This is a genomic window from uncultured Streptococcus sp., assembly GCF_963536705.1.
Lineage (GTDB): Bacteria > Bacillota > Bacilli > Lactobacillales > Streptococcaceae > Streptococcus.
This window is the reverse complement of sequence record NZ_CAUTAP010000012.1, coordinates 70,241-94,665: the sequence shown is the minus strand read 5'-3', so window position 1 is coordinate 94,665 and position 24,425 is coordinate 70,241. Positions and strand designations below refer to the sequence as shown.

The 24,425-nt window shown below is 44.3% G+C and carries 21 protein-coding genes and 2 pseudogenes; 5 read left to right on the top strand and 18 right to left on the bottom strand.

What is annotated here, in order from left to right:
* Window positions 1-85 precede the first annotated feature (85 nt).
* A pseudogene (locus RWX26_RS08040) lies at window positions 86-649 on the bottom strand (helix-turn-helix domain-containing protein); the annotation flags it as partial.
* Between RWX26_RS08040 and RWX26_RS08035 the strand changes: the two are divergent.
* A pseudogene (locus tag RWX26_RS08035) lies at window positions 641-1,210 on the top strand (low temperature requirement protein A); the annotation flags it as partial. The pseudogenes RWX26_RS08040 and RWX26_RS08035 overlap by 9 nt on opposite strands.
* 111 nt (window positions 1,211-1,321) lie before the next feature.
* On the opposite strand, the gene leuS reads toward RWX26_RS08035, so the two are convergent.
* Window positions 1,322-3,823 carry a leucine--tRNA ligase gene (gene leuS, locus RWX26_RS08030; RefSeq protein WP_314580687.1) on the bottom strand — a complete coding sequence of 834 codons (2,502 nt, stop codon included), beginning with the start codon at window positions 3,821-3,823 and terminating at the stop codon, window positions 1,322-1,324.
* A 164-nt stretch (window positions 3,824-3,987) separates the two neighbouring features.
* On the opposite strand from leuS, the gene RWX26_RS08025 reads away from it, so the two are divergent.
* Entirely contained in the window at window positions 3,988-4,551 is a 564-nt protein-coding gene (locus RWX26_RS08025) for an isoprenylcysteine carboxylmethyltransferase family protein (protein ID WP_314580684.1), read from the top strand.
* Window positions 4,552-4,618: 67 nt separating this feature from the next.
* On the opposite strand, the gene RWX26_RS08020 is transcribed toward RWX26_RS08025, so the two are convergent.
* The 9 genes from RWX26_RS08020 to RWX26_RS07980 all read right to left on the bottom strand — a co-directional run bounded on the left by RWX26_RS08020 (window position 4,619) and on the right by RWX26_RS07980 (window position 13,686).
* On the bottom strand, window positions 4,619-5,713 hold the full coding sequence (locus RWX26_RS08020) for a glycerol dehydrogenase (protein WP_314580682.1): 1,095 nt from the start codon (window positions 5,711-5,713) through the stop codon (window positions 4,619-4,621).
* A 47-nt stretch (window positions 5,714-5,760) separates the two neighbouring features.
* On the bottom strand, window positions 5,761-6,429 hold the full coding sequence (locus tag RWX26_RS08015; RefSeq protein ID WP_314580680.1) for a fructose-6-phosphate aldolase: 669 nt from the start codon (window positions 6,427-6,429) through the stop codon (window positions 5,761-5,763).
* 14 nt (window positions 6,430-6,443) lie between these two features.
* A complete protein-coding gene (locus tag RWX26_RS08010; protein ID WP_314580678.1) occupies window positions 6,444-8,885 on the bottom strand; it encodes a glycyl radical protein in 2,442 nt (813 codons plus the stop codon).
* 168 nt (window positions 8,886-9,053) lie between these two features.
* The gene (locus tag RWX26_RS08005; protein WP_002911151.1) at window positions 9,054-10,355 is read right to left on the bottom strand and encodes a PTS sugar transporter subunit IIC; all 1,302 of its coding nucleotides are present in this window, start codon (window positions 10,353-10,355) and stop codon (window positions 9,054-9,056) included.
* A 17-nt stretch (window positions 10,356-10,372) separates the two neighbouring features.
* Window positions 10,373-10,684 (bottom strand): PTS sugar transporter subunit IIB, encoded by a 312-nt coding sequence (locus RWX26_RS08000; RefSeq protein ID WP_002896658.1) that lies wholly within the window; start codon window positions 10,682-10,684, stop codon window positions 10,373-10,375.
* 20 nt (window positions 10,685-10,704) lie between these two features.
* Complete coding sequence (locus RWX26_RS07995; protein WP_002896659.1) at window positions 10,705-11,028, bottom strand: PTS lactose/cellobiose transporter subunit IIA; 324 nt, start codon at window positions 11,026-11,028, stop codon at window positions 10,705-10,707.
* Window positions 11,029-11,359: 331 nt separating this feature from the next.
* Window positions 11,360-11,851, bottom strand: coding sequence for a hypothetical protein (locus RWX26_RS07990; RefSeq protein ID WP_314580674.1), 492 nt, complete (start codon window positions 11,849-11,851; stop codon window positions 11,360-11,362).
* Between the two features lie 101 nt (window positions 11,852-11,952).
* A complete protein-coding gene (locus RWX26_RS07985; protein ID WP_002903662.1) occupies window positions 11,953-12,924 on the bottom strand; it encodes a sugar-binding transcriptional regulator in 972 nt (323 codons plus the stop codon).
* An 18-nt stretch (window positions 12,925-12,942) separates the two neighbouring features.
* Window positions 12,943-13,686, bottom strand: coding sequence for a DeoR/GlpR family DNA-binding transcription regulator (locus RWX26_RS07980; RefSeq protein ID WP_314580670.1), 744 nt, complete (start codon window positions 13,684-13,686; stop codon window positions 12,943-12,945).
* A gap of 124 nt (window positions 13,687-13,810) precedes the next feature.
* On the opposite strand from RWX26_RS07980, the gene RWX26_RS07975 reads away from it, so the two are divergent.
* The gene (locus tag RWX26_RS07975) at window positions 13,811-14,587 is read left to right on the top strand and encodes a glycyl-radical enzyme activating protein (protein WP_032913016.1); all 777 of its coding nucleotides are present in this window, start codon (window positions 13,811-13,813) and stop codon (window positions 14,585-14,587) included.
* 71 nt (window positions 14,588-14,658) lie between these two features.
* On the opposite strand, the gene RWX26_RS07970 is transcribed toward RWX26_RS07975, so the two are convergent.
* Window positions 14,659-15,528 (bottom strand): glycosyltransferase family 2 protein, encoded by an 870-nt coding sequence (locus RWX26_RS07970; RefSeq protein WP_314580667.1) that lies wholly within the window; start codon window positions 15,526-15,528, stop codon window positions 14,659-14,661.
* A gap of 210 nt (window positions 15,529-15,738) precedes the next feature.
* On the opposite strand from RWX26_RS07970, the gene RWX26_RS07965 reads away from it, so the two are divergent.
* Complete coding sequence (locus RWX26_RS07965; protein ID WP_314580664.1) at window positions 15,739-16,710, top strand: NERD domain-containing protein; 972 nt, start codon at window positions 15,739-15,741, stop codon at window positions 16,708-16,710.
* A gap of 50 nt (window positions 16,711-16,760) precedes the next feature.
* On the opposite strand, the gene RWX26_RS07960 is transcribed toward RWX26_RS07965, so the two are convergent.
* From RWX26_RS07960 to RWX26_RS07935, 6 genes are all read right to left on the bottom strand, one after another.
* Complete coding sequence (locus RWX26_RS07960) at window positions 16,761-18,170, bottom strand: LPXTG cell wall anchor domain-containing protein (RefSeq protein WP_002929046.1); 1,410 nt, start codon at window positions 18,168-18,170, stop codon at window positions 16,761-16,763.
* Window positions 18,171-18,288: 118 nt separating this feature from the next.
* Window positions 18,289-19,218 carry an aldo/keto reductase family oxidoreductase gene (locus RWX26_RS07955; protein WP_002929045.1) on the bottom strand — a complete coding sequence of 310 codons (930 nt, stop codon included), beginning with the start codon at window positions 19,216-19,218 and terminating at the stop codon, window positions 18,289-18,291.
* A gap of 9 nt (window positions 19,219-19,227) precedes the next feature.
* Window positions 19,228-21,006, bottom strand: a complete 1,779-nt coding sequence (locus RWX26_RS07950; protein WP_314580659.1) for a beta-galactosidase — start codon at window positions 21,004-21,006, stop codon at window positions 19,228-19,230.
* Window positions 21,007-22,368: a PTS sugar transporter subunit IIC gene (locus RWX26_RS07945; RefSeq protein ID WP_002896670.1), complete on the bottom strand. Its 1,362-nt coding sequence runs from the start codon at window positions 22,366-22,368 to the stop codon at window positions 21,007-21,009.
* Window positions 22,369-22,373: 5 nt separating this feature from the next.
* Complete coding sequence (locus tag RWX26_RS07940) at window positions 22,374-22,691, bottom strand: PTS lactose/cellobiose transporter subunit IIA (protein WP_002898520.1); 318 nt, start codon at window positions 22,689-22,691, stop codon at window positions 22,374-22,376.
* An 8-nt stretch (window positions 22,692-22,699) separates the two neighbouring features.
* Entirely contained in the window at window positions 22,700-23,017 is a 318-nt protein-coding gene (locus RWX26_RS07935; protein ID WP_080555820.1) for a PTS sugar transporter subunit IIB, read from the bottom strand.
* Between the two features lie 204 nt (window positions 23,018-23,221).
* On the opposite strand from RWX26_RS07935, the gene RWX26_RS07930 reads away from it, so the two are divergent.
* Window positions 23,222-24,418, top strand: a complete 1,197-nt coding sequence (locus tag RWX26_RS07930; RefSeq protein WP_314580653.1) for an ROK family protein — start codon at window positions 23,222-23,224, stop codon at window positions 24,416-24,418.
* Window positions 24,419-24,425: the final 7 nt, after the last annotated feature.

Below are 24,425 nucleotides of genomic sequence, written 5' to 3'. Positions count from 1 at the left end.
CAGAACTAAATCCTTTGGATAAATTAATTGTCTAACTTTTGGGGGTCAGTACATTATCTGATGCTTATTAAAAATATTTCTGATTTTAGGATTGCTTCTGAATCTCTTCTCGATACTCCGATATCGTCTTTCCTGTCCACTTTTTAAAGGCTCGTGAGAAGGAAGATACTTCCGAATAACCAAGCAAATAGGCTACATCATCCGTTGTCATGTCAGGATTTTTGAAATAACCAAAGGCTAGGATTTTTTGAAACATTTGTAATTCTTGATTAAATTTGGTACCTTCTGCAGTCAGGTTCCGTTGCAAGGTACGACTGTTAATACCTAATGATGCTGCTATATCTTCGATGGTAAAGGAACCACTTGGAATAGCCTGGTAAAGTTTCTGCTGGACGATACCTGTGAAACTTTCACTGGTCATTGCTTCTGCTAAGCGTTCCTTGAGTTGAGGTTCTAGGTAGTCTAACATGACATTATTGGCCGTGAGGAAAGGCTTCTCTAAGTCAGCTTTTTTAAAGACTAGTTCATTCCCTTCCATTACTTCCACTTGGCATCCAAAAATACTAGCGCTGGCTTCTTCATAAGTATAAGGAGTCCCGACATGCACTGGGACAATCGCTTCGCCTGTTCCCGTCCGAATCAAATCAACCTGCCCCACCTGATTGAACGCATTTCGCTTTTAGTTATCATCACTTTTGGTGAGATGATTATGGGACTAGCTGATTTCTTTACCCTTGAACATTTCTCCATTCATTCTATCCTTTACTTTATCATCATGATCAACCTCTTTATGAACTATTTCGGTCAGTTTGACCATGCTATTGATGAGGAAGGGGAGAATAAAGGAATCTTCTTGATTTACAGCAACTATCCGATTTTCATTGGTTTGATTATGGTCACTGTTTCTATGAGTTTCTTGATCAATCCTGAAGCTCACCACCTCTTTGCGACTAGCTTCTTCTATGCTGGTATCGGGCTCTTCCAAGCTGCGGTCTTGTCAAATGGTCGCTTCAACAAGAGTTACCTCAAGTATGACAAAATCTATTATGGCTTACAAGCTACATTCTTCCTTATCGGACTGCTCTCAGACAATCCAACCATCGTCATTGCTATCGCAACTCTAATGACCTTGGCGATGGAAATTCATTTTACTCATTTTTATATGACACAGACCAAGAAATTCTCAACACCTAATTGGGAATTGTTCTAACAAAAGACCTTGAGAAAATTTTCTCAAGGTCTTTTGTATTTAATAGCAATAGCATTTGTTGTCTAATGCAGACTTGATTGAAATCTCCTGCAAATGCAATAAACAAACTAATTATTTCACCACGATATTAACTAGTTTATTTGGAACGCTAATCACTTTCACGACTTCTTTGCCAGCGATTTCAGATTTAATTTTCTCATCTGCCAGAGCGATTTCCTGCAGTTCCTCACGGCTCAGGTCCTTAGCTACGATTAGCTTAGCACGGACTTTACCCTTGATTTGAACTACGATTTCGACCTCTGCCTCAACCAGCTTGCCTTCGTCATAAGTTGGCCAAGCTACATAGGAAATGCTCTTGTCAGTTTGAGCGACTGCCTGCCAGAGTTCTTCAGCCAAGTGCGGTGCGAAAGGCGCAAGCAATTGAATGAAACCTTTAGCATATTCGACATAGAGTTTTTCTTCCTTGTTGGCTGCATTGACAAAGATCATGAGCTGGGCAATGGCTGTGTTAAACTTGAGCTCCTCAATCTGCTCTGTGACAGACTTGACTGTTTCATGGTAGACCTTGTCCAAAGCTCCGCTATTTTCAGAGACCAGCTCCTTAGAGTTAAGGAGACGATAGACCCGATCCAGGAACTTGCGGCTACCTTCTAGACCTTCCTCGCTCCAAGCGATGGACGCATCCAGCGGTCCCATGAACATTTCATAGACACGCAGGGTATCAGCGCCGTATTGCTCTACTACATCGTCTGGATTGACCACATTCTTCAGAGATTTAGACATCTTGGCTGGTGCTTGCTCCAGTTCTTCTCCCGTTTCGATGTTGAAGAAGGAACCATCACGTTTTTCCACCTTGTCTGTCGCTACAAGAGCACCACGATGGTCACGGTAGCTAGTCCCCAGAATCATTCCTTGGTTAAAGAGTTTTTGGAAAGGTTCTTTTGTTGGAACGACACCGAGGTCATAAAGGAATTTGTGCCAGAAGCGAGCGTAGAGGAGGTGGAGCACGGCATGCTCTGCACCACCGATGTAAATGTCAACAGGAAGCCAGGCCTTGAGCAGCTCTTCGTCTGCTAATTTCTCATTATTGTGCAGGTCGATGTAACGCAGGTAATACCAGCTAGAACCTGCCCATTGAGGCATGGTGTTGGTTTCGCGGCGTCCTTTGACACCATCTTCCCGAGTCACTTCCAGCCAGTCAGTCAGATTAGCCAGAGGGCTTTCACCGGTACCAGAAGGACGGATATCCTTGGTTACAGGCAGGACGAGTGGTAGTTCATTTTCAGGGACAGCCGTTGAAGTACCGTCTTCCCAATGAATGATTGGAATCGGCTCACCCCAGTAGCGCTGACGGCTAAAGAGCCAGTCGCGCAGGCGATAGGTTACCTTTTTATTTCCGACACCTTCCGCTTCCAGCCAAGCAACCATCTTGTCAATCGCGGCAGCCTTATCCAAGCCATCTAGGAAGCCAGAGTTAATATGCGGACCGTCTTCTGTGTAAGCAGCTTCAGCAACATTGCCACCCTCTAGAACCGGAATAATCTCTAAATCAAACTGCTTAGCAAACTCCCAGTCGCGCTCATCGTGCGCAGGAACGGCCATGATAGCCCCTGTTCCGTAGCTTGCAAGTACATAGTCGGCAATCCAGATTGGGATTTCCTTGCCATTGACAGGATTGATGGCATAAGCTCCTGTCCAGACACCGGTCTTCTCCTTAGCTAGATCAGTCCGAGCCAGGTCAGATTTGAGGCTGGCTGCATGTTTGTAGTCTGCTACTGCTTGAGCTTGTTCTGCACTTGTAATGGCATCGACGAGAGCATGCTCAGGAGCCAAGACAGCATAGGTCGCACCAAAAAGAGTGTCCGGACGAGTGGTAAAGACGGTGAAGTCCTTGTCTGTGTCCTTAATCTTGAAGGTTACATTGGCGCCGGTTGACTTGCCGATCCAATTGCGCTGCATATCCTTGATAGACTCTGGCCAGTCCAGCTCCTCCAAGTCATTGAGCAAACGTTCTGCATAGGCTGTGATTTTCAGCATCCACTGACGCATGGGTTTACGAACGACTGGATAGCCACCGCGCTCAGATGTGCCGTCTGGCAGAACTTCCTCATTAGCGATAGCCGTTCCCAGCTCTTCAACCCAGTTTACTGGCACTTCAGCTTCATAAGCCAGGCCTTTTTCGTAAAGCTTGGTAAAAATCCACTGGGTCCACTTGTAGTAGTTAGGGTCAGTTGTATTGACCTCCCGGTCCCAGTCATAGGAAAAGCCCAAAGCATTGATTTGACGCTTAAAGTTGGCAATGTTTTCTGCTGTAAAGTCAGCTGGATCATTTCCTGTATCCATGGCATATTGCTCAGCTGGCAAACCAAAGGCATCCCAGCCCATAGGATGAAGAACGTTATAGCCCTGAGCCCGCTTGTAGCGGCTGAGGATATCTGTCGCCGTGTAGCCCTCCGGATGCCCTACATGGAGCCCCGCTCCTGATGGGTAAGGAAACATGTCCAGCGCATAAAAGTTAGGCTTGTCCTTATCCGTACCTGTCTTAAATGTATGGTGCTCTGCCCAATATTTCTGCCACTTGGGCTCGATTTCTTTGTGATTATAATAAGCCATTCTTTTCTCCATTTTTTGTACTGTTTCTATTATACCATTTTCAAGGGATTTTGAAAGACGGAATCCAGTTTTCACTGACAAAAACTATAACTCATCTCTAAAGCGTTAGTCTCTGATTGACCTCTAAAATTAAAAGTTGTATAATTCTGACCGGAGGAATAATCATGAATTTACAAACTATTTTCACTTATGTTTTCTTTGTTATTTTTATTAGCACAGAAATGTGGATTAAAAATAAAACTAAGTCAAACAATGTAAACGACTCTGCAGATAAAGGGAGCCGCTACATCATTATCGGCAGTGTTATCTGCTGCTTATTTTTGATAAACGGACAATTTCTCGACTTTGTCCCCCACTTACCCAGCCTCACTATCTATCTTGGAATCCTCATCTCCCTAGCAGGGTTCGCATTGCGGGTCTATGCAGTCAATTATCTCGGAAAAAACTTCACACTGGCCGTTCAAACAACCGATAGTCAACAATTAGTAGACCATAGCCCTTATTCTATTGTAAGAAATCCTGCCTATACTGGCAGTATCTTGTCTATCCTTGGTCTATCGATTACATCACTAAATCCTCTTACAATCATTATCAGTCTTATTTTACTCGTGGTAGGATATAGCATTCGACTTAGAGTAGAAGAAAAAGCTTTAAGCAATCACTTTGGGAAAAATTACGAAGCTTATTGCCAAAAGGTTAGATACCGAGTTTTTCCTTACATCTGGTAATCCCACCAAAAAACAAGCCACCCTGTCAGTCCTACAGTTGAAAGGTAGCTTGTTTTGTATTTTACTTTTATTTATCCAAATCCCTGACATATTGGTCGACTGCTAGGATAGCACCTGCAATATCAGAAGCTGAAATCTCAAATGGCATCTGATGAATGGTTTCGCCCTCAATCGTCGCTTGCTGACCAACTTTGAGCAAATCTTCATAGCTGGTATTTTCTAAATGCATTTCTTTCAGAGTTGTCGGCATACCAATTTTTTGATAGAAGCGAATATATTTTTCCAATTCTTCTTTAGGTCGGTTTTCTAAGAAGAGCTGGGTCAAGGTTCCATAGGCAACTTTTTCGCCATGGGTCAGGTGATGAATATCTCCTGTGAGAGCTGTAAAGCCGTTGTGGATAGCATGGGCTGCTGCTAAACCTCCGCTCTCAAATCCGACGCCGCTGAGAAGGGTATTGGCTTCAATGATATTTTCCAGAGCTGGGGTCACGACTTTCGCTTCACAGGCTGCGATAGCCTGCAGGCCATCTGCAAATAGTGTTTCTTCACACTTCTTCGCAATCGCTACACCAGCTAGGCTCTGTCTTTGTCCCAGCATGGTAGTGCCATTTTTTTGCTGGACAGCACGCGCTTCTACCCAAGTCGCTAAACCATCTGCAATCCCAGAAGCCAGAAGTCGTTTTGGCGCTCCAGCAATTACTTTCGTATCCACCAAGACGAGTTCAGGGTTTTTACTATAGAAAATGTACTTTTCAAAGGCTCCATCTTCTGTATAGATAACAGAAAGTGCTGAAGTTGGGGCATCTGTAGAGGCAATAGTTGGCGCAATGACCACAGGACGTCCTAGTATATCTGCAATCGCCTTCGCACTGTCAATCGTTTTCCCACCGCCTAGACCAATAACCAAGTCTGCTCCGTCTTTTTCAGCCAAAGCAACGACCCGATCAATTTCAGCGTCAGAAGCTTCTCCGTTAAAAGCGACATGCAGCACATGAAAGCCATAACGGGTAAGGTAGTCATTGAACTTTTCCCCAACAATCTGGTAAACCACATCATCACAAAGCAAGACTGGATGGCTGCCTAACTGAAGAATCTGTTTTGCATTTTCAAACAGGGCATTTTCTCCCTGAATATAACGAGACGGGCTTGCAAAAATTCTCATAGAACACCTCTTTCATTTATTCATAAATAGAGCATTGAATATGCCTTTTAAATGTATTCCTGATTGTGAATTGCTGACCAGTCAGCAGCAAAGTCATCCACTGCCTTAGAGATAGACGGCATGGCAAAGGCTGCTGCAAAGATATCTGGTCCTGCTGTAATGGCTTGGGCCCCATCAGCAAAAGCACGATTAATTTGGCTAACATTCTTAAAGGACGCTGCCAATATTTTGCTGGCGGAATGTTCCCGCTCAATCGCTTGAGCCAGCTGGCTAATTACAGCATCTGAATCAATATTGAGATTTTCCATGCGGTTATAGTAAGGAGCAAGGTAGTCCGCCCCCGCTTCAATAGCTAATAGCCCTTGAAAAGTTGTATAAATGGCTGTCGCTGTAATCTTGTAGCCTTCTGCTTTGAGAGTTTTGATAGCTGCCAGCCCAGCCGGTGTGACCGGAACTTTAATATAGACAGCATCGCCGCATTTTTTTCGAATTTCAGCAGCATCCTTCAGGATGCCCTCATAATCCTTGGCAACAACCTGCACATGGATAGATGAACCTTCTCCTATGATTTCCCGAACAGCGCGAATCCGTTCGAAAAAATCTATTTTTCCTTCTTTTTTTGCGATGGTCGGATTAGAAGTCACTCCCGCCAAGGGGAGGACTTCCGACCATTTTTTTATCTCCTCTAAATTTAAGGTATCAAGCATGAATTCCATAAATTGGACCTCTTTTACAATGTGTGCTCCGTACGTCCGATAATATCATCTTGCGTCGCCTTGGAAAGCACATTGAAGAAAGCAGAGTAGCCTGCAACGCGAACAATCAAATCGCGGTGTTTTTCAGGATGCTTCTGAGCATCAATCAAGGTTTCCCTAGAAACGACATTGTATTGGATATGATAGCCATGCAGACGGTTAAAGAATGTACGAAGCAAGGCAATAAGTTTCACTTTATCTTCTTCCTTAGACAGGGTCTGAGGATTCACTTTTTGATTGAGCAGAACACCTCCTACGATTTCATCTGTCGGTAATTTAGAAACAGATTTCAATACGGAGGTCGGGCCATTCTTGTCCATATTGTGGGATGGAGAGCAGCCCTCAGCGAGCGGTGTTCCGGCATTGCGGCCATCTGGTGTCGCCAAAGTACCGCGACCTTGACCAACATTGGCTGAAATAGAAGACGTTCCTGAGTAGCGGATACCGCCAATTGGACCGCGACCATAGCGGGTATTTGGATATTTAGCGATTTCATCCACATAAATATCGTAAGCATCTGTCACTAGCTTATCTGCGTAATCATCATCATTACCATATTTTGGTGCATCATGAATCAGCATCTCTTGAATTTCTTTACCACGCTCACCAGCATAGTCCGTTTCAAGTGCATGCCAGAGTTCAGCCGGAGTCAGCCTGCCTTCCTCAAAGACCAGCTTCTTGATGGCCGCCAGTGAGTCTGATAGATTGGCAATACCGACTTGAAGACCAGAAATATAGTCATAGACAGCTCCGCCCTCTTTCAAATGCTTACCGCGTCCGATACAGTCATCTGTCAAAGCTGAGCAGAGGATATCCGGCACTTCTCTTTCAAGAGACAGGTCGATAGAATTCTCCACGATGACACTCATGCGGGTCAAATGGCGCAAGGTCTTGTCCCAAGCCGTTTGCAGCTCAGCAAAGCTCTTCATATCTTTAAAGTGACCGAAGCTTGGTGCAAAGCGCTTGCCAGATGCCGGATCAATCCCATCATTCATAGTAATCAGGAGCACCTTAGGGAAGTTCATGTAGCTCATACCTGTGCAACGGTAGCCCCATTTACCAGGCACAGCAGTTTCCACACAGCCGATAGCACTGTAATCGTATGCATCTTCTTCCAAAACGCCTTTGGCGATAAAAGACGGAATGATGATTTCATCATTATTGAAAGCCGGCATACCGAAACCAAGCTTCATGACTTCAATACACTCATTCATAAAGCGAGCATCCAGACCTGCATGATAGCGAACAGTCAGATTCGGCTGCGGAAGATGAGTTTGAGCTACAGATTTCAAGACAAGGTAGGAAAGTGGGTTGACTGCATCTCTCTTATCTCTCGTTTGCCCCCCGATTGTCACATTTTGATAAAGGGGACTGCCCGCAGATGAGAATGTGTGAGCCTGACTGCGCACTTTATTAATGGTAATCGTCTTAATCCAGAGATTGGTTAAGCGTTCTACAATGCTAGCCTCTGTTTCACGTCCAGCTTCCAAATCTGCCTTGACATAAGGATACATGTACTGGTCAAAGCGTCCATAAGAGAGCGAATGTCCGTTGGACTCGATCTGAAGGATACACTGGATAAACCAAACAGACTGAACAGCTTCAGCAAAGGTTGATGCTGGCTCGTACGGCACTTTAGAACAGATTCTAGCGATTTCTAAGAGCTCCTGACGGCGCTTAGGCTCTGCTTTTTCAGCAAGCTGATTGGCCAAGGCCACAAAACGCTCCGCATAAGCTTTCACAGCATCTACTACGATGAAAATGGAATCATAGAAGTGGTATTTGTCAATACTAGCCGGATCGGTCAAATCCAAGGCTTCCTTAGCTGCGCGAGCTTTTTCTTCAAAACCTTTCAGTCCATAGGCCAAGAGTTTTTGATAGTTGACCGCCAAGTGGGCATCCCCAGAGTTCATCTTTCCTTCCATGCCAAAGAAGCCAGTTTCCATATAAACCTGAACTTCCTCTGGAAGTAAAGCTCCAGCTCTCGCACGGAGGTTATTGTTTTCCCAGAAAGGAGCAATACTGCGGAGCTGCTCTTTGGTTTCCTCTGTAATGTAGAAGACGTCTCCGTCCCGCTTCTCAAAAAGATCTAGTTCATTGAGTACAAACTCTAAAGTATACTCTGGGAAGATAGGCGCGTCTTTATTAGATGAAGCCTGATTGCCGACGATCATCGTTTCATCTTCGATATAAAGCGTCATATTTTCCAAAATCTCTTTGAGCATGTAAGCACGTTTCAACACATTTGGTTTTTCCTTATGCTTATCATAAGCCTTGGTAGCTAAGACAGCGCGCTCTGCATCAATATAGGGCTTTTTATTTAAAACATCTTCCCGATACTTATCCATCCGCTCTGTTAAGCTGCCAAAATAGGCTGTTTTTATTGTTGTTTTTTCTACTTCTTTTACTTGGATCATTTGGTCACAACCTTTCTTATGAAATTTAATTTATTTCTTTCGTAACTATTGTAACATGCAAAATCTTAGAATTCAATCATTTATAGGCGATTACTGAATTAAAGATTTTTTGCACATTTGTGCCATCTGAGCCAAGAAACTTTTGTGTTTTTATCCATCAAAATCAGATTATTCTTCATTTTTCAATTCGTTATTGTAGGCAATCTTATCCTGAAACTTCACAAATGGGAAATAGACAAAGGCAGACATAGCTAGAATGACAATTTGAATGACTGCCCCTTGCCAGCCAGCGACCATAAAGCCAGAAATGATAGCCGGTGTACTCCAAGGCAAAGTCACACCTGCGAATGGCTGCATAAAGCCAACCGCAATCGCCATGTAGACAATCAAAGCAGCCAAAACTGGCACCAAAACGAAGGGCAGGAACATGACCGGATTCATCACAATCGGAAAGCCAAAGACAACTGGCTCGTTGACATTAAAGATTGCCGGGAAAGCAGCAACTTTCCCCAGAGCCTTATACTGTTTGGACTTGGCAGCAAAGAGCATGGCTACTACCACTCCAAAAGTGATACCGGATCCCGATAAGATAAGAAAACTATCCAAGAACTGTTGGGTCACAATATGAGCACCTTGACTAACGGACAGCTTATCTGCAGCAAGTAAAGCCTTATTTGCATCCAGGTTAGACAATAGTAAGGCTGTTACGACGCCATTGACAACGGATTGCCCATGAACACCAAACCACCACAGAAAAGAAATGAAGAAAGCAATACCGATAGCTCCATACAGAGAGCCCGTCAAACCTTGCAAAGGCACCTGAATGACATCGTAAATCATCTCAATAAAGGTACCGCCACCAGTCGCTATCTTGGCAATAATGTAAACAACCATTGATAGCAAGAAAATAACGAAAGCTGGAATCATGGCTTCAAACTGCTTGGCAATCGCTTGCGGAACCTGCTCTGGCATTTTGATGACAATATGCTTTTGAATGAAAATCGTATAGATACTGCCAACTGCCAGACCAATGAGAATGGCTCCAATGATTCCTTGTCCGCCAAACCAGACCTTGGCAATCGCATCTGCAATCGCCTCACCCTTTTCTGGTATGTAGGAGGATTTTAAGAGGATAAAGAAAGAAGAAAGAGACAGCACCCCTGCTGGCAGAGGCTCTACGCCGCTGTTCTTGGCATAGGAATAGCCGATTGAAAAACAAGAAATCAGCCCCATAATGGCAAAGGTTCCTGAATAAACCTGCATAAACGGTTCTGTCCAGTCTGCCCCAAACACACCAGCAATGGCTTGATTTAGACCTTCAAACGGCAATTGCCCTACAATCAAGAATAGACTTCCCACAACTGTAAGGGGCAAAATTGCCAACATACCGTCTTTTAAGGCGATAATCCCGCGCATATTGACAAACTTCATAATCGGCGCAATGATTTTTTGAGTATCCACTTTAGACATAACGAAGCTCCTTGATTTTAATGTTTATCCAACAAACTCAAAGCGAGATTTAACACTTTTTCGCCATCTAGCATACCGTAATCAGCCATCGGAATAACTGCAATCGGAGTATGGCAACTGTCGCAAATAGCTGTAGATTTGTCTAGTGTATAGGCTACCTGCGGGCCCAATAAAGCGACATCCAGATCCGCTGCATAATCAGCCAACTTAGCCTGAGAGTAGGCTTCAATCTCAGCTTCCAGCCCTTTTTCAGCTGCAGCTATTTTCATATTGTTGACCAACATTCCTGTTGAAAAACCTGCCGCGCAAAACAAACCAATCTTAACCATCTTTTCATCCTCCTGATGATTTATTTTTCCCCTTGTAATTCTCTTCTCAAGTCGATGATTTCTTTGATGAGGTTAATCTCTGTAATGCTAGTCATCAAATGATCTTGAGAATGAACAAACAGTGCTGTAATCTCTGTTTTCGTTCCTCCAGCTTCCTGAGCTAGGAACTTGGTCTGCAAGTTATGGGCCTCTAACAGCGCCTTATCTGCCAGCTCAATCTGCTCATCGCATTCTGAAAACTTACCATCTTTAGCTAGTGATAAAGCTTGATAAATATGCTGCTTGGCATCACCAGCGTCTAAGATAAGACCCATGATAATTTGATCTGCTACAATCATTTCCATATGTTACAATCGCTCCTATCTTTATGATTAACAAAAACTTGTTCTTTTGTTTGAAAGTGATTTATTTTTGTTTGTAACTAGAATGTATCACCTTTATCTCAGTCCGTCAATATATTATAGAACAAATTAGCTTATTTAAATTATTTTGCACATTTGTGCAGAATAAAAATTCCCCCCATAAAGGACAGTTCTGTACAGCTTTATTCATCTGCGATTCAAAGGCACTCTATTAGATAAGAACGATAAGCAGATTCGGCACAAAAAAGAAGTAGCAGCTATTCGCTTCTACTTCCTCATATTGTGCTATGTTAAGAAACCGAAACTTATCTTTTTATACGGCCTTCTCAATTTCCTTTGCTATTTTACTTTTCCGCAATTTCCTCTGGAGGATGTATTTCAATAAAACAGCAGGATTCAGACTGTAGGATAATTGCCATTTAAAATAATTCATCCACTCGATGACAGCAAAAAACCAAATTGCTAAAGAGATTATGGATGTGGGAAATTCACTGTAATTTAACATAATTATCAGGGCTCCTACACCCAGTAAAATAAGGTCTAAGATCTTTAGTATTCTGTAAATCTCGCCTGTATATCTTTCAGCAAATCTTGGATTGGAAATCCTTTTTATCAAAATCCACCAGAAAACAGAGCCCTGTATCAAAATAAAACTCAGTACAAACAAGGAGAAAGAAATAGAAATCAAAGCTCCAGTAGTAAGAATCCATTTTTTGAGAAGGAAAAAATTCATCCAAAATACTAGCACAGCGACTAGCTCCCCTGTGGCTAAACTAGTCAATTTTTGTTTCATTAACTTTTTCAAATCAACAATCCACCTCCATACATAGCTGCTAATCCACTATTAAAAAATAGGATTCCTAAATTTAGTTTTGGAAATCTCTTGCACCTGAGATGCCGCTACCATCAGGAAGTGAGGAAACTCCCATCTCCATCCAAGTCTAGCATTTTTAGAATCGTCGCTTCATCCGTAATCAAATGATTGACATAGCCAGCTCGCAACACCGCTAAGATGGCAGCAGACTTTTGACTGCCATAGGCAAAGGCCAAACTAAGCGGCACCTTTTTCAAATTTTCCAAAGAGATGGCAATCGTTCGATTTTGCAAATGCTGGTAGACCATCTCCCCTTTTTTATTAAAGAAGCGACAGCAGATTTCTCCGACAGCATCCTGACTCTCTAGAGCAAGAAAATCCTCTGAGGTCAGCATGTCCAGCCATTGGCGATTTCCCGTGTCAACCTGCCCTCCAATACCAACCACAGCCACATCCAGCTCCTGCCAGCTGCTTTTCAGATCTTCAAAATATTTAGAAGCCAATATTCCATTTGTCAGTTGCTCGTTCTCCTGAATAATCGTGGAATTCATAAAACGGCAGTCCCCATGGTATTTTCCAGCCATGCTATAGATGAGGGTGTTCACATGATAGCGTGCATGGATATGACTCGGTCCACCTGCCAAAGGAAAGAAATGGACATTTGTCAAATGCTTGCTGCTGGAGTGCTCTACTAAAAGGCTCAAGCTCTTTCCCCAAGAAAATCCCACTTTATCATTGTCTTTAATCAGGCTACGTAGCATACCCGCAGCAGCTTGAGCAAGCCTTTCTTCCAAGTCTGCTGGAGATTCATCTACTAAGTTACTGACAATTTCGATTCCCTTGAGCCCGTATTTTTCTTTTACATAGTTTTCCAAATGGAACAGGCGAGTGTCAAAGTCTTCAATCTCAATCTTTACAATGCCCTCTTTTTTCGCTTCTGCCAGCATTCGGCTGATAGTGGTGCGATAAATCCCTGTCTCAGCCGCAATGTCAGACTGGCTTCTTTCTTCGATATAGTAGAGATAAGCAATTTTTGCCAATAGTTTTTTTCTTTCATTTTTCATCTTATCTCCTTCTCTCTGCTAGATTAGGGTCAGCTTGATATCGGCAGCTTTCAAGCGCTCAACAGCCTCTTTCGGAATCGCCTTGTCAGTCACCACTTGCGCAATCTGCTTGAAGCCAAATCTCTTAACCGTTCCTTTTCTGGTAAACTTACTTGAGTCCGTCAAGACAATCATCTGGTCAGATGCCTCTGACATATACTGCACAACCTCACTCCGCATCAAATCCTTGCCTGTAAAGCCTAGATTTTCATCATAGCCATCTGTTCCGACAAAAGCATGTTCTACGTGGAAAAACCGAATCATTTCCTTGAGAAGAGGCCCTACTGTCACTTGAGAATCTTTCTGAAATTCTCCGCCCAGTAAGATAATTTTACAAGAATCAGTTTGTTTTATATAATCCGCAATAAAATAAGAATTGGTAATAATCTTGACATTCTTCTTCGTTCGGCAGATTTCCTCAGCTAGCAAGGCGCAGGTCGAGCCTGATTCGATCATAATGGTTTCATTATCCTGAACAATTTTTGCTGCTTCCTGGGCAATTCGGCGCTTGGTATCATAATGAAAGGAAAGCCTGACATTCAGATCATCGCCGCTATTTAAAACAGCATAGCCATGCTCTCTGCGCAGCAGACCTTTGGTTTCCAGCTTATCCAAGTCCTTGCGAATCGTTACTTTGGACACTTTTAAGCGGTCAGACAAAGTATTGACATCGATTCGTTCAAATTCAGATACTAATCTAACAATTTCATCTAAACGTTCCATTCTATCACCTCTGCTATTATTGTAACAAAAGACGCCTTAAAAATAAAATAAAAATAACTTTCATTCGTAATTGTTTTTCTTTCTAAAATAAGTTATAATGATTGTATCCAAAGGAGGCCTGAGTATGGAAACAACAAAAGGAATTATTTTCAACATCCAACATTTCAGTATTCATGATGGACCAGGGATTCGTACAACGGTTTTCCTCAAGGGCTGTCCTCTGCGCTGCCCTTGGTGCTCTAACCCAGAATCACAGCAATTCAGACCCGAGCCTATGCTGGATGCTACTACCAAAAAAAGCATCACTATGGGGGAGGAAAGAAGTGTCGAGGAGATTATCAACGAAGTCCTAAAGGACAGAGATTTTTATGAAGAATCTGGCGGCGGCCTGACCTTATCTGGCGGAGAGATTTTCGCCCAGTTTGAATTTGCCAAGGCCATTCTCAAAGCGGCTAAGGAAAAAGGGATTCATACCGCTATTGAAACAACTGCCTTTGTAGAACATGAAAAATTCGTGGATCTCATCCAGTACGTTGATTTTATCTATACAGACCTGAAACATTATAACTCTGTCAACCACCGCAAGGTGACTGGAGTAAAAAACGAATTGATTGTTCAGAATATCCACTACGCCTTCACTCATCAAAAGACGATTGTTCTGCGCATTCCTGTCATTCCGGATTTTAATGACTCTTTAGAAGATGCAGAGCGGTTTGCGACTTTGTTTAATGAACTATCCATCAATCAAGTCCAGCTGCTGCCTTTCCATCAATTTGGCGAAAATAAATACAAATTACTTGGCCGAAAGTATGCCATGGAAGATGTCAAGGCCTTGCACCCTGAAGACTTATTTGAATACCAAGATGTCTTTTTGAAGCATGACATTAATTGTTATTTTTAGTCTTTAATTTTTAAAACACTAAAAAACAAGCTACGCTTTCAGCCCTATGGTTGAAAGGTGGCTTGTTTTGTTTATTCTCCAAACAGTTTGAGTTTGCTTTCAATTTCCTGATAGACCCGACTGGACTGCATACCGACGGCTGCAGCGCTGTCGCGACAATACTGGAGCAGGAAAGTGTAGTACTTGTAGTAGAAGCTCAGGTCATAGCCCAGCTTACCTAGAATGGCTAGCTGCTCCTCAAAACCTACAATCAAGTCTCGAAACCACTGCTCATTCCAAGTCATGGAGATGCTATTTGGACGTAAGCGATAGTAATAGAGCGGTTCATTGAGATAGATAATCTTGTCTGACTGAAGATAAAGCTTATAAGTCGTAAAAGCATCTTCTGCCACTCGGCCGACTGGATAGCGTACTGTATCAAAGAGCTTACGCTTATAGAGCTTGGCCCAGGCACAAAGAAAGACACCGTCTACCATGCGCCGTCTAGGGTACTCCTCAATCATCTCTTCTCGCGTATAGAGGGTTTCAAAATGCTCTGTCGAATAGTAGAGGAAGGCTGAATCCTCAGCACGGAAACTACAGTGGTGACCAATGGCAATGTCCGCATCGTACTCCTTGAGCTTTTCATAAAGACGGGCAACATGCTGCTCAGGCAGCCAGTCATCTGAATCAACAAAAATCAAATAGTCTGCACTGGAGTGCTCAATCCCTGTATTGCGGGCACCGGACAAGCCTTGATTGTCCTGATGAATGAGACGAATCCTAGCATCCTGGTCAGCCAGCTCTTGGCAAATCTGGCCCGAAGCATCTGTTGAACCATCATTGACTAGAATAATCTCCAGATTTTGATAGGTCTGACGACAGACGCTGTTCACACATTCTGCTAAATACTGCTCAACATTGTAAACAGGGATGATAACACTGATTAATTCCTGAGACATGATAACTCCTATTCTTTTCCTGTCTTTTTATTATACATGATTTTTTAGGTTTGTGAGGTGTTTTTGGAAAATAAGTTTTTAAAGGATAGCTTTCTATTTTTAGACACATTTTGTTCTATTGTTCAATTGCTGTGTTTTTACACTTATAAAAATCTTTCGTTCTTTATTTTGTGCTATACTCGAATTAGGGATTTTAAGGGAGATTAGGAAATGTTTGGATTCTTTTTCGTCGCATTTGTGGCTGTCTTTGGCATCGTCTTTTTTATCAGTTATAAGCTACTTGAAGACCGAGAAGATACGGACTCAGATTGGTCGTCCAGCCAAAGCCCAGAGCCTGACTATTTCCAGCAAACCCAGACTGCCCCTTGGGAACTCAAATACAACAAGGGAAAACAGGGAGAGTACCAGCTTGGTCAGGTCTTGAACCAGCTCTATGGCTATAAAAAGATTTTGTACAATCTCTATATCTTCAAAGAAGATGGCACTACTACTGAGATTGATGCCCTGCTGATTCATCCATCTGGAATTTACATTTTTGAGTCCAAAAACTACAAGGGCTGGATCTTTGGCTCAGAAAATCAGCAACACTGGACTCAGGTTCTTTCCGGTGGCCGCGGAAAATCTTACAAACATTCTTTTTTCAATCCCGTTATTCAAAATAAAGTTCATCTCAAATGGCTCAGCTACTATCTCAACCAATACACGCCAAATCTATATTCCTATATCGTCTTTGGCAATGACTGTCAACTTAAGGAAATCCATCTAAACAGTGATAGGCATAAGGTTATTCAGACCTGGCAAGTGATCGGAGCAATTGACCGGCAGGCCTACCAAAGTCAAGTCTACCTGTCGCCTGAGCAGATTGACGACCTTTATCGTATGCTCCTGCCTTTGACCAAGCGAAAGCAGGTCATCAAAGAGCGCCATATTAACAGTATTGCTCAGAATAAGCAACGAAGAGACGCAGAAAAGATCTGCCCTCGCTGCCAGCATGGATTGGTGCTCCGTACAGCATCCAAAGGTTCTAAGGCCGGTCAGAAATTTTGGGGCTGCTCCAACTTCCCAAGATGCCGCTTTACTCAAAAATACCAGAAACCTGTCTGCAGTCCGCCTGCTGCGCAAGCACCTAATTTTGGACAGCCTGTCGTGCAAAACCTAAATCAAACACAAAGCAACAGCTAGAATCTGCTGTTGCTTTTTTGTAGATTATTTTCCCCTCTAGCTTGCAAAACCTAAGATTTTTTCTTCAAGCCAAGGAAGCCAGCACCCAGCCCTAAGAGTCCGAGCCCAAGCAGATTGGTCAATAGACTGCTTTGACTGCCGGTCTTAGGCAATTGTTTGGAAGAAGCTTGCTCAAGAGTTGGCTCTTGAGACGCTGCTTGAGGGTCCGTCTGGCCGCTTGTTTTGTAGGTCAGATTTTCCACTTGGCTCCCCTTTGGATCAGGTCTTGCAGGAGTTGGCTGCTGGGCTTGATTTTGGGGATCCTGCTCCATATCGGCCAGCGGCACGATACTCTTCATAAACTCATCTTGTGAAATGGCCCTTTCTTCGACTGCATCTTGAATACCAGTGAGGCTAACAAAATAGTAACGAGCCCAATCCTTGGTCAGTCGCTGAATACCAGCCAAACCAGCTCCTGGATACCAGAGCGGCTTACTCACTTCTTCAGCAAATTTCCAGTCACCGCCAACTTGAATACCAAGCTTGGCATCTGGGTCAGATTTTTCAGAAATACGCGCTTCGACAGAAACCAGAACAGCCCGAATGGTCTGAGGATTCGGAATATCACGAGCCTGATCAGAACCCCAGTGGGCAACCCTATCCTGCTTAGGTAATACCTCAATAGCTGTTCCCCCGCCAGCCAAGGCTTCCTGCCGCGCATCTCCTACGTAGCTGGACATATTCCCCTTGAACTGAGCAACCCATTGAACCCCTTGAGGGTGATCCACAATTTTCTCCCAGACATTGGAGTCCTTCCGAAGGACGAAAGCCTGCATGTTACGAACATCTGCCCAAGCATTGCTGGCCTTATTGTCCGTCATTTCCATCACAACACCCCAAGGATCAAATTCATTCATCCATTTGCCGCGTTCCTTGTCAAAGACAGCCTGTGCTTCTTCGTCGGTCATCCCTTCGCCTTTATAAGCTAGGTAGTACCAATCAGCTGCGGGGTCATAAGTCGGACGACCGCCTAACACGACGGCTCCGCCATTAAATTGGCCGGGGCCGCCATTAGGACCGCGCTTTTGACGCTCCCCATTTTCTTCAACGACATTTTCCTCCGACCAAACCCAGACATCCCCTTGATTGGCTCCCATCTGAGCAATGGCGCGCTGCTTCTGCTCATCGGACATAACCTGACTAGCTGGCAACTCACTAGCAGCTGATTCGGCCTGACTTGCAGGAGCTGCTTGGGGTTCAACCACAGCTGGATTTTCAGCCTCAGGACTTGCTTGGGCTGCTGGAGAAGCCGGCGTTTCAGCTACTGCGGCAGGGGCAGGCGCAACATCTTCTGCTTTAACTCTTGAGACGCACGTCAAAGCTGCTAAGGACAAGAGGGAAGCACATAGCAGCAAGCCGCTTCCATACTTGGCAGCAGAAGCAGATTTTGCTAGGCCTTGCCAAGAAAACTTATTATTCATATCATTCTCCTTTCATAAGACACAGAATCTAGCTTAATCAATGAAACAAGCAGACCGATTCACTGCTCTTAGCCTTCATTGATTCTGAATAACAAATAATCTCCCTGCAAAAACAAGCTTAGGGCAGAGGATTCCCTGCGCTCTTGTATATCTTATACCAGTCAGCCCGAGAGAGCTCAATATCAAAAGCAGCCACCATTGAGCGAATTCGCTGTGGATTCATGGAGCCAACAATTGGCTGCATCTGAGCCGGATGACGCAAAATCCAGGCCAGAACTAAGGCTTCAAAGGAAACTTGATAGTCTGACGCAAAGGCATGCAGAGTTTCTGTAAGCGGAGCATATTTAGGATGCTCCATAAAAAGTCCCTGGTTCAAGTCAACCTGAAATGGTGACCAAGGCTGAATCGTGATATGATGCAATCGACAATAGTCCAATACACTACCATCCCGGACGATTGCCAAAGGATTGAGCATATTGGCATTGAGCCCAGCATCCAGCATCGGAGTATGGGCAGGACCAAACTGCAGTTGGTTGGCAATCAAAGGCTGCTCCACACTTTTCTGCAGCAGCTCGATTTGATAAGGATTTTGATTACTGACTCCGAAATAGCGGACCTTCCCAGCTTGGTGCAGCTGTGAGAAAGCTTCAGCCACCTCTTCCGGCTCCACAAGAGCATCTGGCCGGTGTAGGAGGAGCACATCCAGATAGTCTGTCTGCAAACGCTCCAAGCTGCCTTCAACCGAGCTGATGATATAATCCTTAGAAAAGTCAAAATGGTAGTTGGTGTGAACATCCCGCAGTCCGCACTTGGACTGGATGAGAACTCGGTCTCGGGGAATTTTAGCTGAGCGAAGAGCCTGCGCAAACTTGGCTTCAGATTGCCCACCAGCATAAACATCTGAGTGGTCAAAGAAATTAATTCCCACTTCTAATGCTGTTTCAAGAACGGAAACGACCTCTTTAGGATCGTGCTCTGCCAATCGCATGCAGCCCAAAATCAGCTGACTGGCTTCTTTCAGTTCATTCCCGACTGTCATATATTTCATCGCAACACCTCATTTCTTATAGACCGGATGATCAAGCAAGGTCAACTCTTCAATCTTGACATTTTCAGTTTCAAAGACGATAAATTCATTCTTTTCCTTAAGTAGGCCAGACGGCACATAGAGATAGTGAATTGGTCCTTCATTCCAGTAGCGGCCAAGGTTGAAGCCGTTGACCGAAATACAGCCCTTCCCATACTTAGAGCAGTCAATGAAAGTATCAGCGATATCATCTAACTCTGCTTCAAAGCGATAGAAGGTCGGTGCTTTAACTCTTTCAGGTGGAGCTGAGTAGCAGTCTAGCTTGGCCAGCATTTCCTGGTCAAACTTGAGCGCATAATGCTTCCAACCCTTGCGGAACTGGTGGTTAATCATGATACCACCCTTGACTCCCTTGGATTGACTGGGTGCACCCAGCTTGTAACCATAGTTGACCCGCCCCATATTTTCCACCAACACATCAATCTGAATCCGTTCGGTGTCAGCTGAGAAGAGCATTTCATCACCGATTTCTTCCCGATACTGGGTAGCTAGGTGCTCCTGATTGACATAGAAATGGCAGCGATCATGAGTCTCCAATGCCTTGAGCCTTTCCTCATGGTATTGATTTTTGATATCGGAACGGTAGAGAATATAGCCATGATTCTGCCCAATCTGCTCCATAGGCTGCGGATAATCCAGCTGAATTTCCTCTGTGATGTCCGCTACAACATCCAGCAGATTTGCAGTCCCAAGCAGCGGAAAACTGCCATAGGCCTTAGCCTGTCGGCTAATAGGCTCCATCTGCTCAAGCTCTGGAAAGACCTCGTGGGTCACCCGCTGAACAGCGTAGTATTTCTCTGTTGGCTGCCCCCACTCAGTAATGGGTGCGTCAAAATCATAGGAGGTAATCTGCGGCAAATCCTTGGTCTTGCGGGCCGAACAGCCGCTGATAAAGCCAAAGTTTGTCCCACCTCTCAATAGGAAGAGGTTCATGCTGCCTAGCTGCAGCATTTCTTTGACATCCTGAGCCAAATCTTCTGCCTCTCGCCGAACGATTTCCTCGCTCCAGCGGCTGAACCAGCCATCCCAAAACTCGGTACACATAAGCGGCCATTTCTTGCCGTAGCGCTCCATGAAAGCTCGCAGATTATCTGTATTTTCCTTGGGCTGAGAGCCGAAATTCCCCGTCACAAAAATATCATCTTCAATCAAGGTCCCAGACTCCAAGGCCTCAATCCAAGTCCCATCAGAAGTAAAGAGGGGAACCGTAACTCCACGTACCTTCATCATCTGTGCAATGCTGCGCATGTAGGCCTTGTCCTCGGCGTAAGAACCGTATTCATTTTCCACCTGCATCATGAGGATAGGCCCCCCTTGATCACTCTGATAGGGCAGAAGCTTGGGAAAGAGCCAGTCATAGAAATGACTGACCTTTTCCAGAAAAAGCGGATGATTGACCCGCAGGCGCATCGAAGGATATCTCAAGAGCCAGGCTGGCAGGCCGCCAAAGTCAAACTCTGCACAGATGTAGGGCGTCGGCCGGACAATGAGATAAAGCCCCATCTCCTCAACCAACTTGAAGTATGCTTCAAAATCCAGCATGCCCTCTGCCTGAAACTGACCTTCCTGAGGTTCATGCAATGCCCAAGGAATATAGGTTTCTACCGTATTAAAGCCTAAAGCTTTAAGATTGTAAAGGGTATCTCGCCACTGGTCTGGATGAAGCCGGAAATACTGAATAGCTCCCGATAAAATCTTAAAAGGCTTGCCATCCAGGTAAAATTCTTCTTTAATTTCAAATTTTGCCATCTATCCAAGCTCCTCCTGTTTATCTGCCATCTTGACAAAGGGCAGATATATAGCGGTCGAAATAGCGATGTTAACCAGCGAAAGAATAATTGCCCGCCAGTCGAAGGCTGTCGCAAAGAAACCGTAGAGAATCGGCGGCATTACCCAAGTAACGTTTTGAGTAACCGGCGCAACCAAGCCCATAGAGGTTGCAAAGTAGGCTACTGTTACCATGACCATTGGCGTCAGGACGTATGGAATAAACATAATTGGATTCAAAACGATTGGCAGACCGTACATAACCGGCTCACCGATGTTGAAGACCATTGGGAAAATTCCCAACTTGGCCACTTCGCGATAGTGCTTGTTCCGAGATTGCCAGAGAATGGCAATGGCAACACCAATCGCATCAAACCAGACAAAGGCACCAAAGGAATTATCCGTCCACATGTAAGGAATCGCATGCCCAGCCTGATAAGCTTCCAGATTGGCCAGCATGGTCACACCAAATAGACTGGCCATAACTGGCGCCAGCACATTACCACCGTGCAGTCCGAAGAACCAAAAAATCTTATTGAGAAAGACAATGAGCAGCACAGCCCAGAAGCTTTGAGACAAGCTGAGAAGCGGCGCCTGCAGAATCTTGTAAATCCAGTCAATCAAGAGCTCGCCTGTCACAAGGTTAAAGAGATAGGTCGCAATTCCCACGACATACATGGCAATCGCAGCTGGAATGATAGACAGGAACGGCTTCATGATAGCTGGCGGAACAGAATCTGGAAGTTTGATGGTCCAGTTACGATTCATGACCTTACAAAAGATGATGACAGATACAAAACCAATCAGAATGGCAGTAAAATAACCACGCGCACTGATCTGGTCACCTGGAATGACACTGTTAATCGTCACAGACAGATTACTGCCGTCAAGTTTTAGCTCTGGGAGTTTTGAAATTGCCTTACTCAGCCCTGGTGTTTTGCCAGCCAACTCAAAGGTTTTAGTGACTGAGCCACCAATGGTAATGATGTAGGAAGCCACAGCTACCAGACCAGCAGACACCTTATCAGTATTGTAAATCTTAGCGATATTGACCCCGAAGGTAAAGAGGAATAAGAGGGTAACGATAGGAATACTGCCCTTAAATACCAGCCAGTTAATATCAATCAGCCACTGGAAGGTAGAGGAAATCCAGGTCCAGCCGAACTGTCCTGGCAAGTCAGATAGAAAGGCGTTGACCATGAGGGCGAAAGAGCCCGTCATAATCACAGGCATGGTCCCGATAAAAGAATCCCGTAGGGCAACCAGAAATTTTTGGTTGCCGATTTTATTGGCAATAGGCATGAGACGCGCTTGCCATTTATCAACCAAACTACTCATCTGCATTTCTCCTATTCATCAAATTTTTTATGCAAATCAACAATCTCCTTTGCCAAATCAACAAAGGCGATACTGGTCATGAGATGATCCTGCCCATGCACCATAAATAAACTAAGTTCTGTCTTCTCTCCTTGTGCCTCCTTGCTCAGCATTTCAGCTTGAGCGTGATGGGCTTGCAGCAGGGCCTTCTGAGCCTGACTCAGTCTCTCCTGAGCTCGGTCAAAGTCCTGCTTTTTAGCTGCAGCAATTGCTTCGATAGCACAAGACTTGGCCTCTCCGCCATACATAATGAGGGTCATAGCGACCTCTAAGGAATCTTTATTTTCCATAAAAGTACCTACTTCATGAGCGACTCTGCCAAATCCAGGACCTTATCCCCCTTCATCATTCCGTAGTCCGTCATAGGGATAACATCCACCGGAATACCTTTTGAAGCTAGTTTTTCCTGTAAATCCTCCAGCAGATAGCGGACCTGAGGCCCCAGCAAAAGGACATCAACCTTTTTCTCGCTTAGATAGTCTTCTGCTTCTGACACTGGCACCGCAAATATCGTCGCAGCCAAGCCGCACTCCTCTGCAGCTTTCTGCATTTTATTGACCATGAGACTGGTGCTCATCCCAGCCGCACAGACTAACATAATTTGTTTTGTTTCCATCAGCATCCTCCTTTATGAATCTGACCTAGCCTGCAACGACGCTTGCTATTTATTTTCAATATATAAACAAAAATCCGAAAACAGAATATTTTTCACTATGTTATTAATATTCTATAAACATTATAACTATTTTTTTGTACTATGTCAACGCTTACATTTGAGATTTATAGCTTTTTTTGATAGTATAGCAGCAGAGGAAAGAAGATGACACGAACTAGAAAACAAAACGAGCTAAGGGCAACTGTCCTGGATCAGCTCTATGCCAAACGACCGATTTCTCGGATTGATATTTCAAAAGAAACTCAAATTACACCAGCCACGACTGGCAGTATCATCAATGAACTGATCAAGGAAGGCTTGGTACTGGAGCTGGGCGAGCTCAATGATGAGAGCGTAGGCCGCAAGAAAACCCTGCTAGATATTGCGCCTCGTAGCCGCTACTATCTGGGCTTTGAGATTTCTGAAAAACACCTGGCCATAGTCATCGCTGACAATACCGGTGAGATTGTAGAAAGCAGCATTCGGACTTATCAGGTCGAGGTGACAGGCGGCCCGTCTGACCAGGAAATTATCCGGCTGATTCAAGATTTTCTGAAGAAGAACAGCAAATACTCCATCTCAGCAATTGCCCTCGGGCTACCGGGGCATGTGAATCTCTCTGAGAGTGATTTTATCATTTCTAAAAATCCCCACTGGGGACAGATTAACCTGCAGACTATTCAAGAAGCCTTTGACCTCCCTGTCTACTTTGCCAATAAATCCCACTGTTTGACAATGGCTGAACGCCTCTTTAGCTATCATCCTACAGACAGTAATTTTATCGTCTATCATGTCGCCAGAGGTATTCATTGCTCCTACATGTACAAGGGCAGTATTTACAGTCAGGAGAATTATCTTATCGGGGAGGTAGGACATACTGTCATCAATCCCGAAGGCGAGCGCTGTCCTTGCGGCAAGCACGGATGCCTGCAGGTCTATGCCAGCGAGAGTGCTCTGATTGATAAAGCAGCTATCCTGTATCGGGCTTCCCAGACCTCGCTCCTAAAGACCCTTGTAGAGGATGCTAACGACATTGATTTGACAAGTCTGATGACCGCCTATCGCTTAGGAGACTTGGGGAGCATTGAGTTGATTCATACTGCCTGCCGCTATCTGGCCATTTCCATTTCTAACCTCTGCCAACTTATTGATAGCGAAAGGATTTATCTGGACGGCCAGCTCTTTTCCTATCCGGTGATTGCCGAGCAGGTTCTGGCTCAGTTAGAGCAGGAAGTCCCTCTCTTTCCAAAGCAAAAACAAGCAGAGATTGTTATTATCCCCTACTCTAAATACAGTATTGCCCGCTCTGCAGTCAGCCTCTGTGTCTATCATGAATTTTTGGATAAAAAAGGAAACCTATAAAGGCCGA

Coding starts and splice junctions, on each gene's coding strand:
- leuS (WP_314580687.1), bottom strand. CDS start 3,823: ATGGCTTATTATAATCACAAAGAAATCGAGCCCAAGTGGCAGAAATAT.
- RWX26_RS08025 (WP_314580684.1), top strand. CDS start 3,988: ATGAATTTACAAACTATTTTCACTTATGTTTTCTTTGTTATTTTTATT.
- RWX26_RS08020 (WP_314580682.1), bottom strand. CDS start 5,713: ATGAGAATTTTTGCAAGCCCGTCTCGTTATATTCAGGGAGAAAATGCC.
- RWX26_RS08015 (WP_314580680.1), bottom strand. CDS start 6,429: ATGGAATTCATGCTTGATACCTTAAATTTAGAGGAGATAAAAAAATGG.
- RWX26_RS08010 (WP_314580678.1), bottom strand. CDS start 8,885: ATGATCCAAGTAAAAGAAGTAGAAAAAACAACAATAAAAACAGCCTAT.
- RWX26_RS08005 (WP_002911151.1), bottom strand. CDS start 10,355: ATGTCTAAAGTGGATACTCAAAAAATCATTGCGCCGATTATGAAGTTT.
- RWX26_RS08000 (WP_002896658.1), bottom strand. CDS start 10,684: ATGGTTAAGATTGGTTTGTTTTGCGCGGCAGGTTTTTCAACAGGAATG.
- RWX26_RS07995 (WP_002896659.1), bottom strand. CDS start 11,028: ATGGAAATGATTGTAGCAGATCAAATTATCATGGGTCTTATCTTAGAC.
- RWX26_RS07985 (WP_002903662.1), bottom strand. CDS start 12,924: ATGAAAAATGAAAGAAAAAAACTATTGGCAAAAATTGCTTATCTCTAC.
- RWX26_RS07980 (WP_314580670.1), bottom strand. CDS start 13,686: ATGGAACGTTTAGATGAAATTGTTAGATTAGTATCTGAATTTGAACGA.
- RWX26_RS07975 (WP_032913016.1), top strand. CDS start 13,811: ATGGAAACAACAAAAGGAATTATTTTCAACATCCAACATTTCAGTATT.
- RWX26_RS07970 (WP_314580667.1), bottom strand. CDS start 15,528: ATGTCTCAGGAATTAATCAGTGTTATCATCCCTGTTTACAATGTTGAG.
- RWX26_RS07965 (WP_314580664.1), top strand. CDS start 15,739: ATGTTTGGATTCTTTTTCGTCGCATTTGTGGCTGTCTTTGGCATCGTC.
- RWX26_RS07960 (WP_002929046.1), bottom strand. CDS start 18,170: ATGAATAATAAGTTTTCTTGGCAAGGCCTAGCAAAATCTGCTTCTGCT.
- RWX26_RS07955 (WP_002929045.1), bottom strand. CDS start 19,218: ATGAAATATATGACAGTCGGGAATGAACTGAAAGAAGCCAGTCAGCTG.
- RWX26_RS07950 (WP_314580659.1), bottom strand. CDS start 21,006: ATGGCAAAATTTGAAATTAAAGAAGAATTTTACCTGGATGGCAAGCCT.
- RWX26_RS07945 (WP_002896670.1), bottom strand. CDS start 22,368: ATGCAGATGAGTAGTTTGGTTGATAAATGGCAAGCGCGTCTCATGCCT.
- RWX26_RS07940 (WP_002898520.1), bottom strand. CDS start 22,691: ATGGAAAATAAAGATTCCTTAGAGGTCGCTATGACCCTCATTATGTAT.
- RWX26_RS07935 (WP_080555820.1), bottom strand. CDS start 23,017: ATGGAAACAAAACAAATTATGTTAGTCTGTGCGGCTGGGATGAGCACC.
- RWX26_RS07930 (WP_314580653.1), top strand. CDS start 23,222: ATGACACGAACTAGAAAACAAAACGAGCTAAGGGCAACTGTCCTGGAT.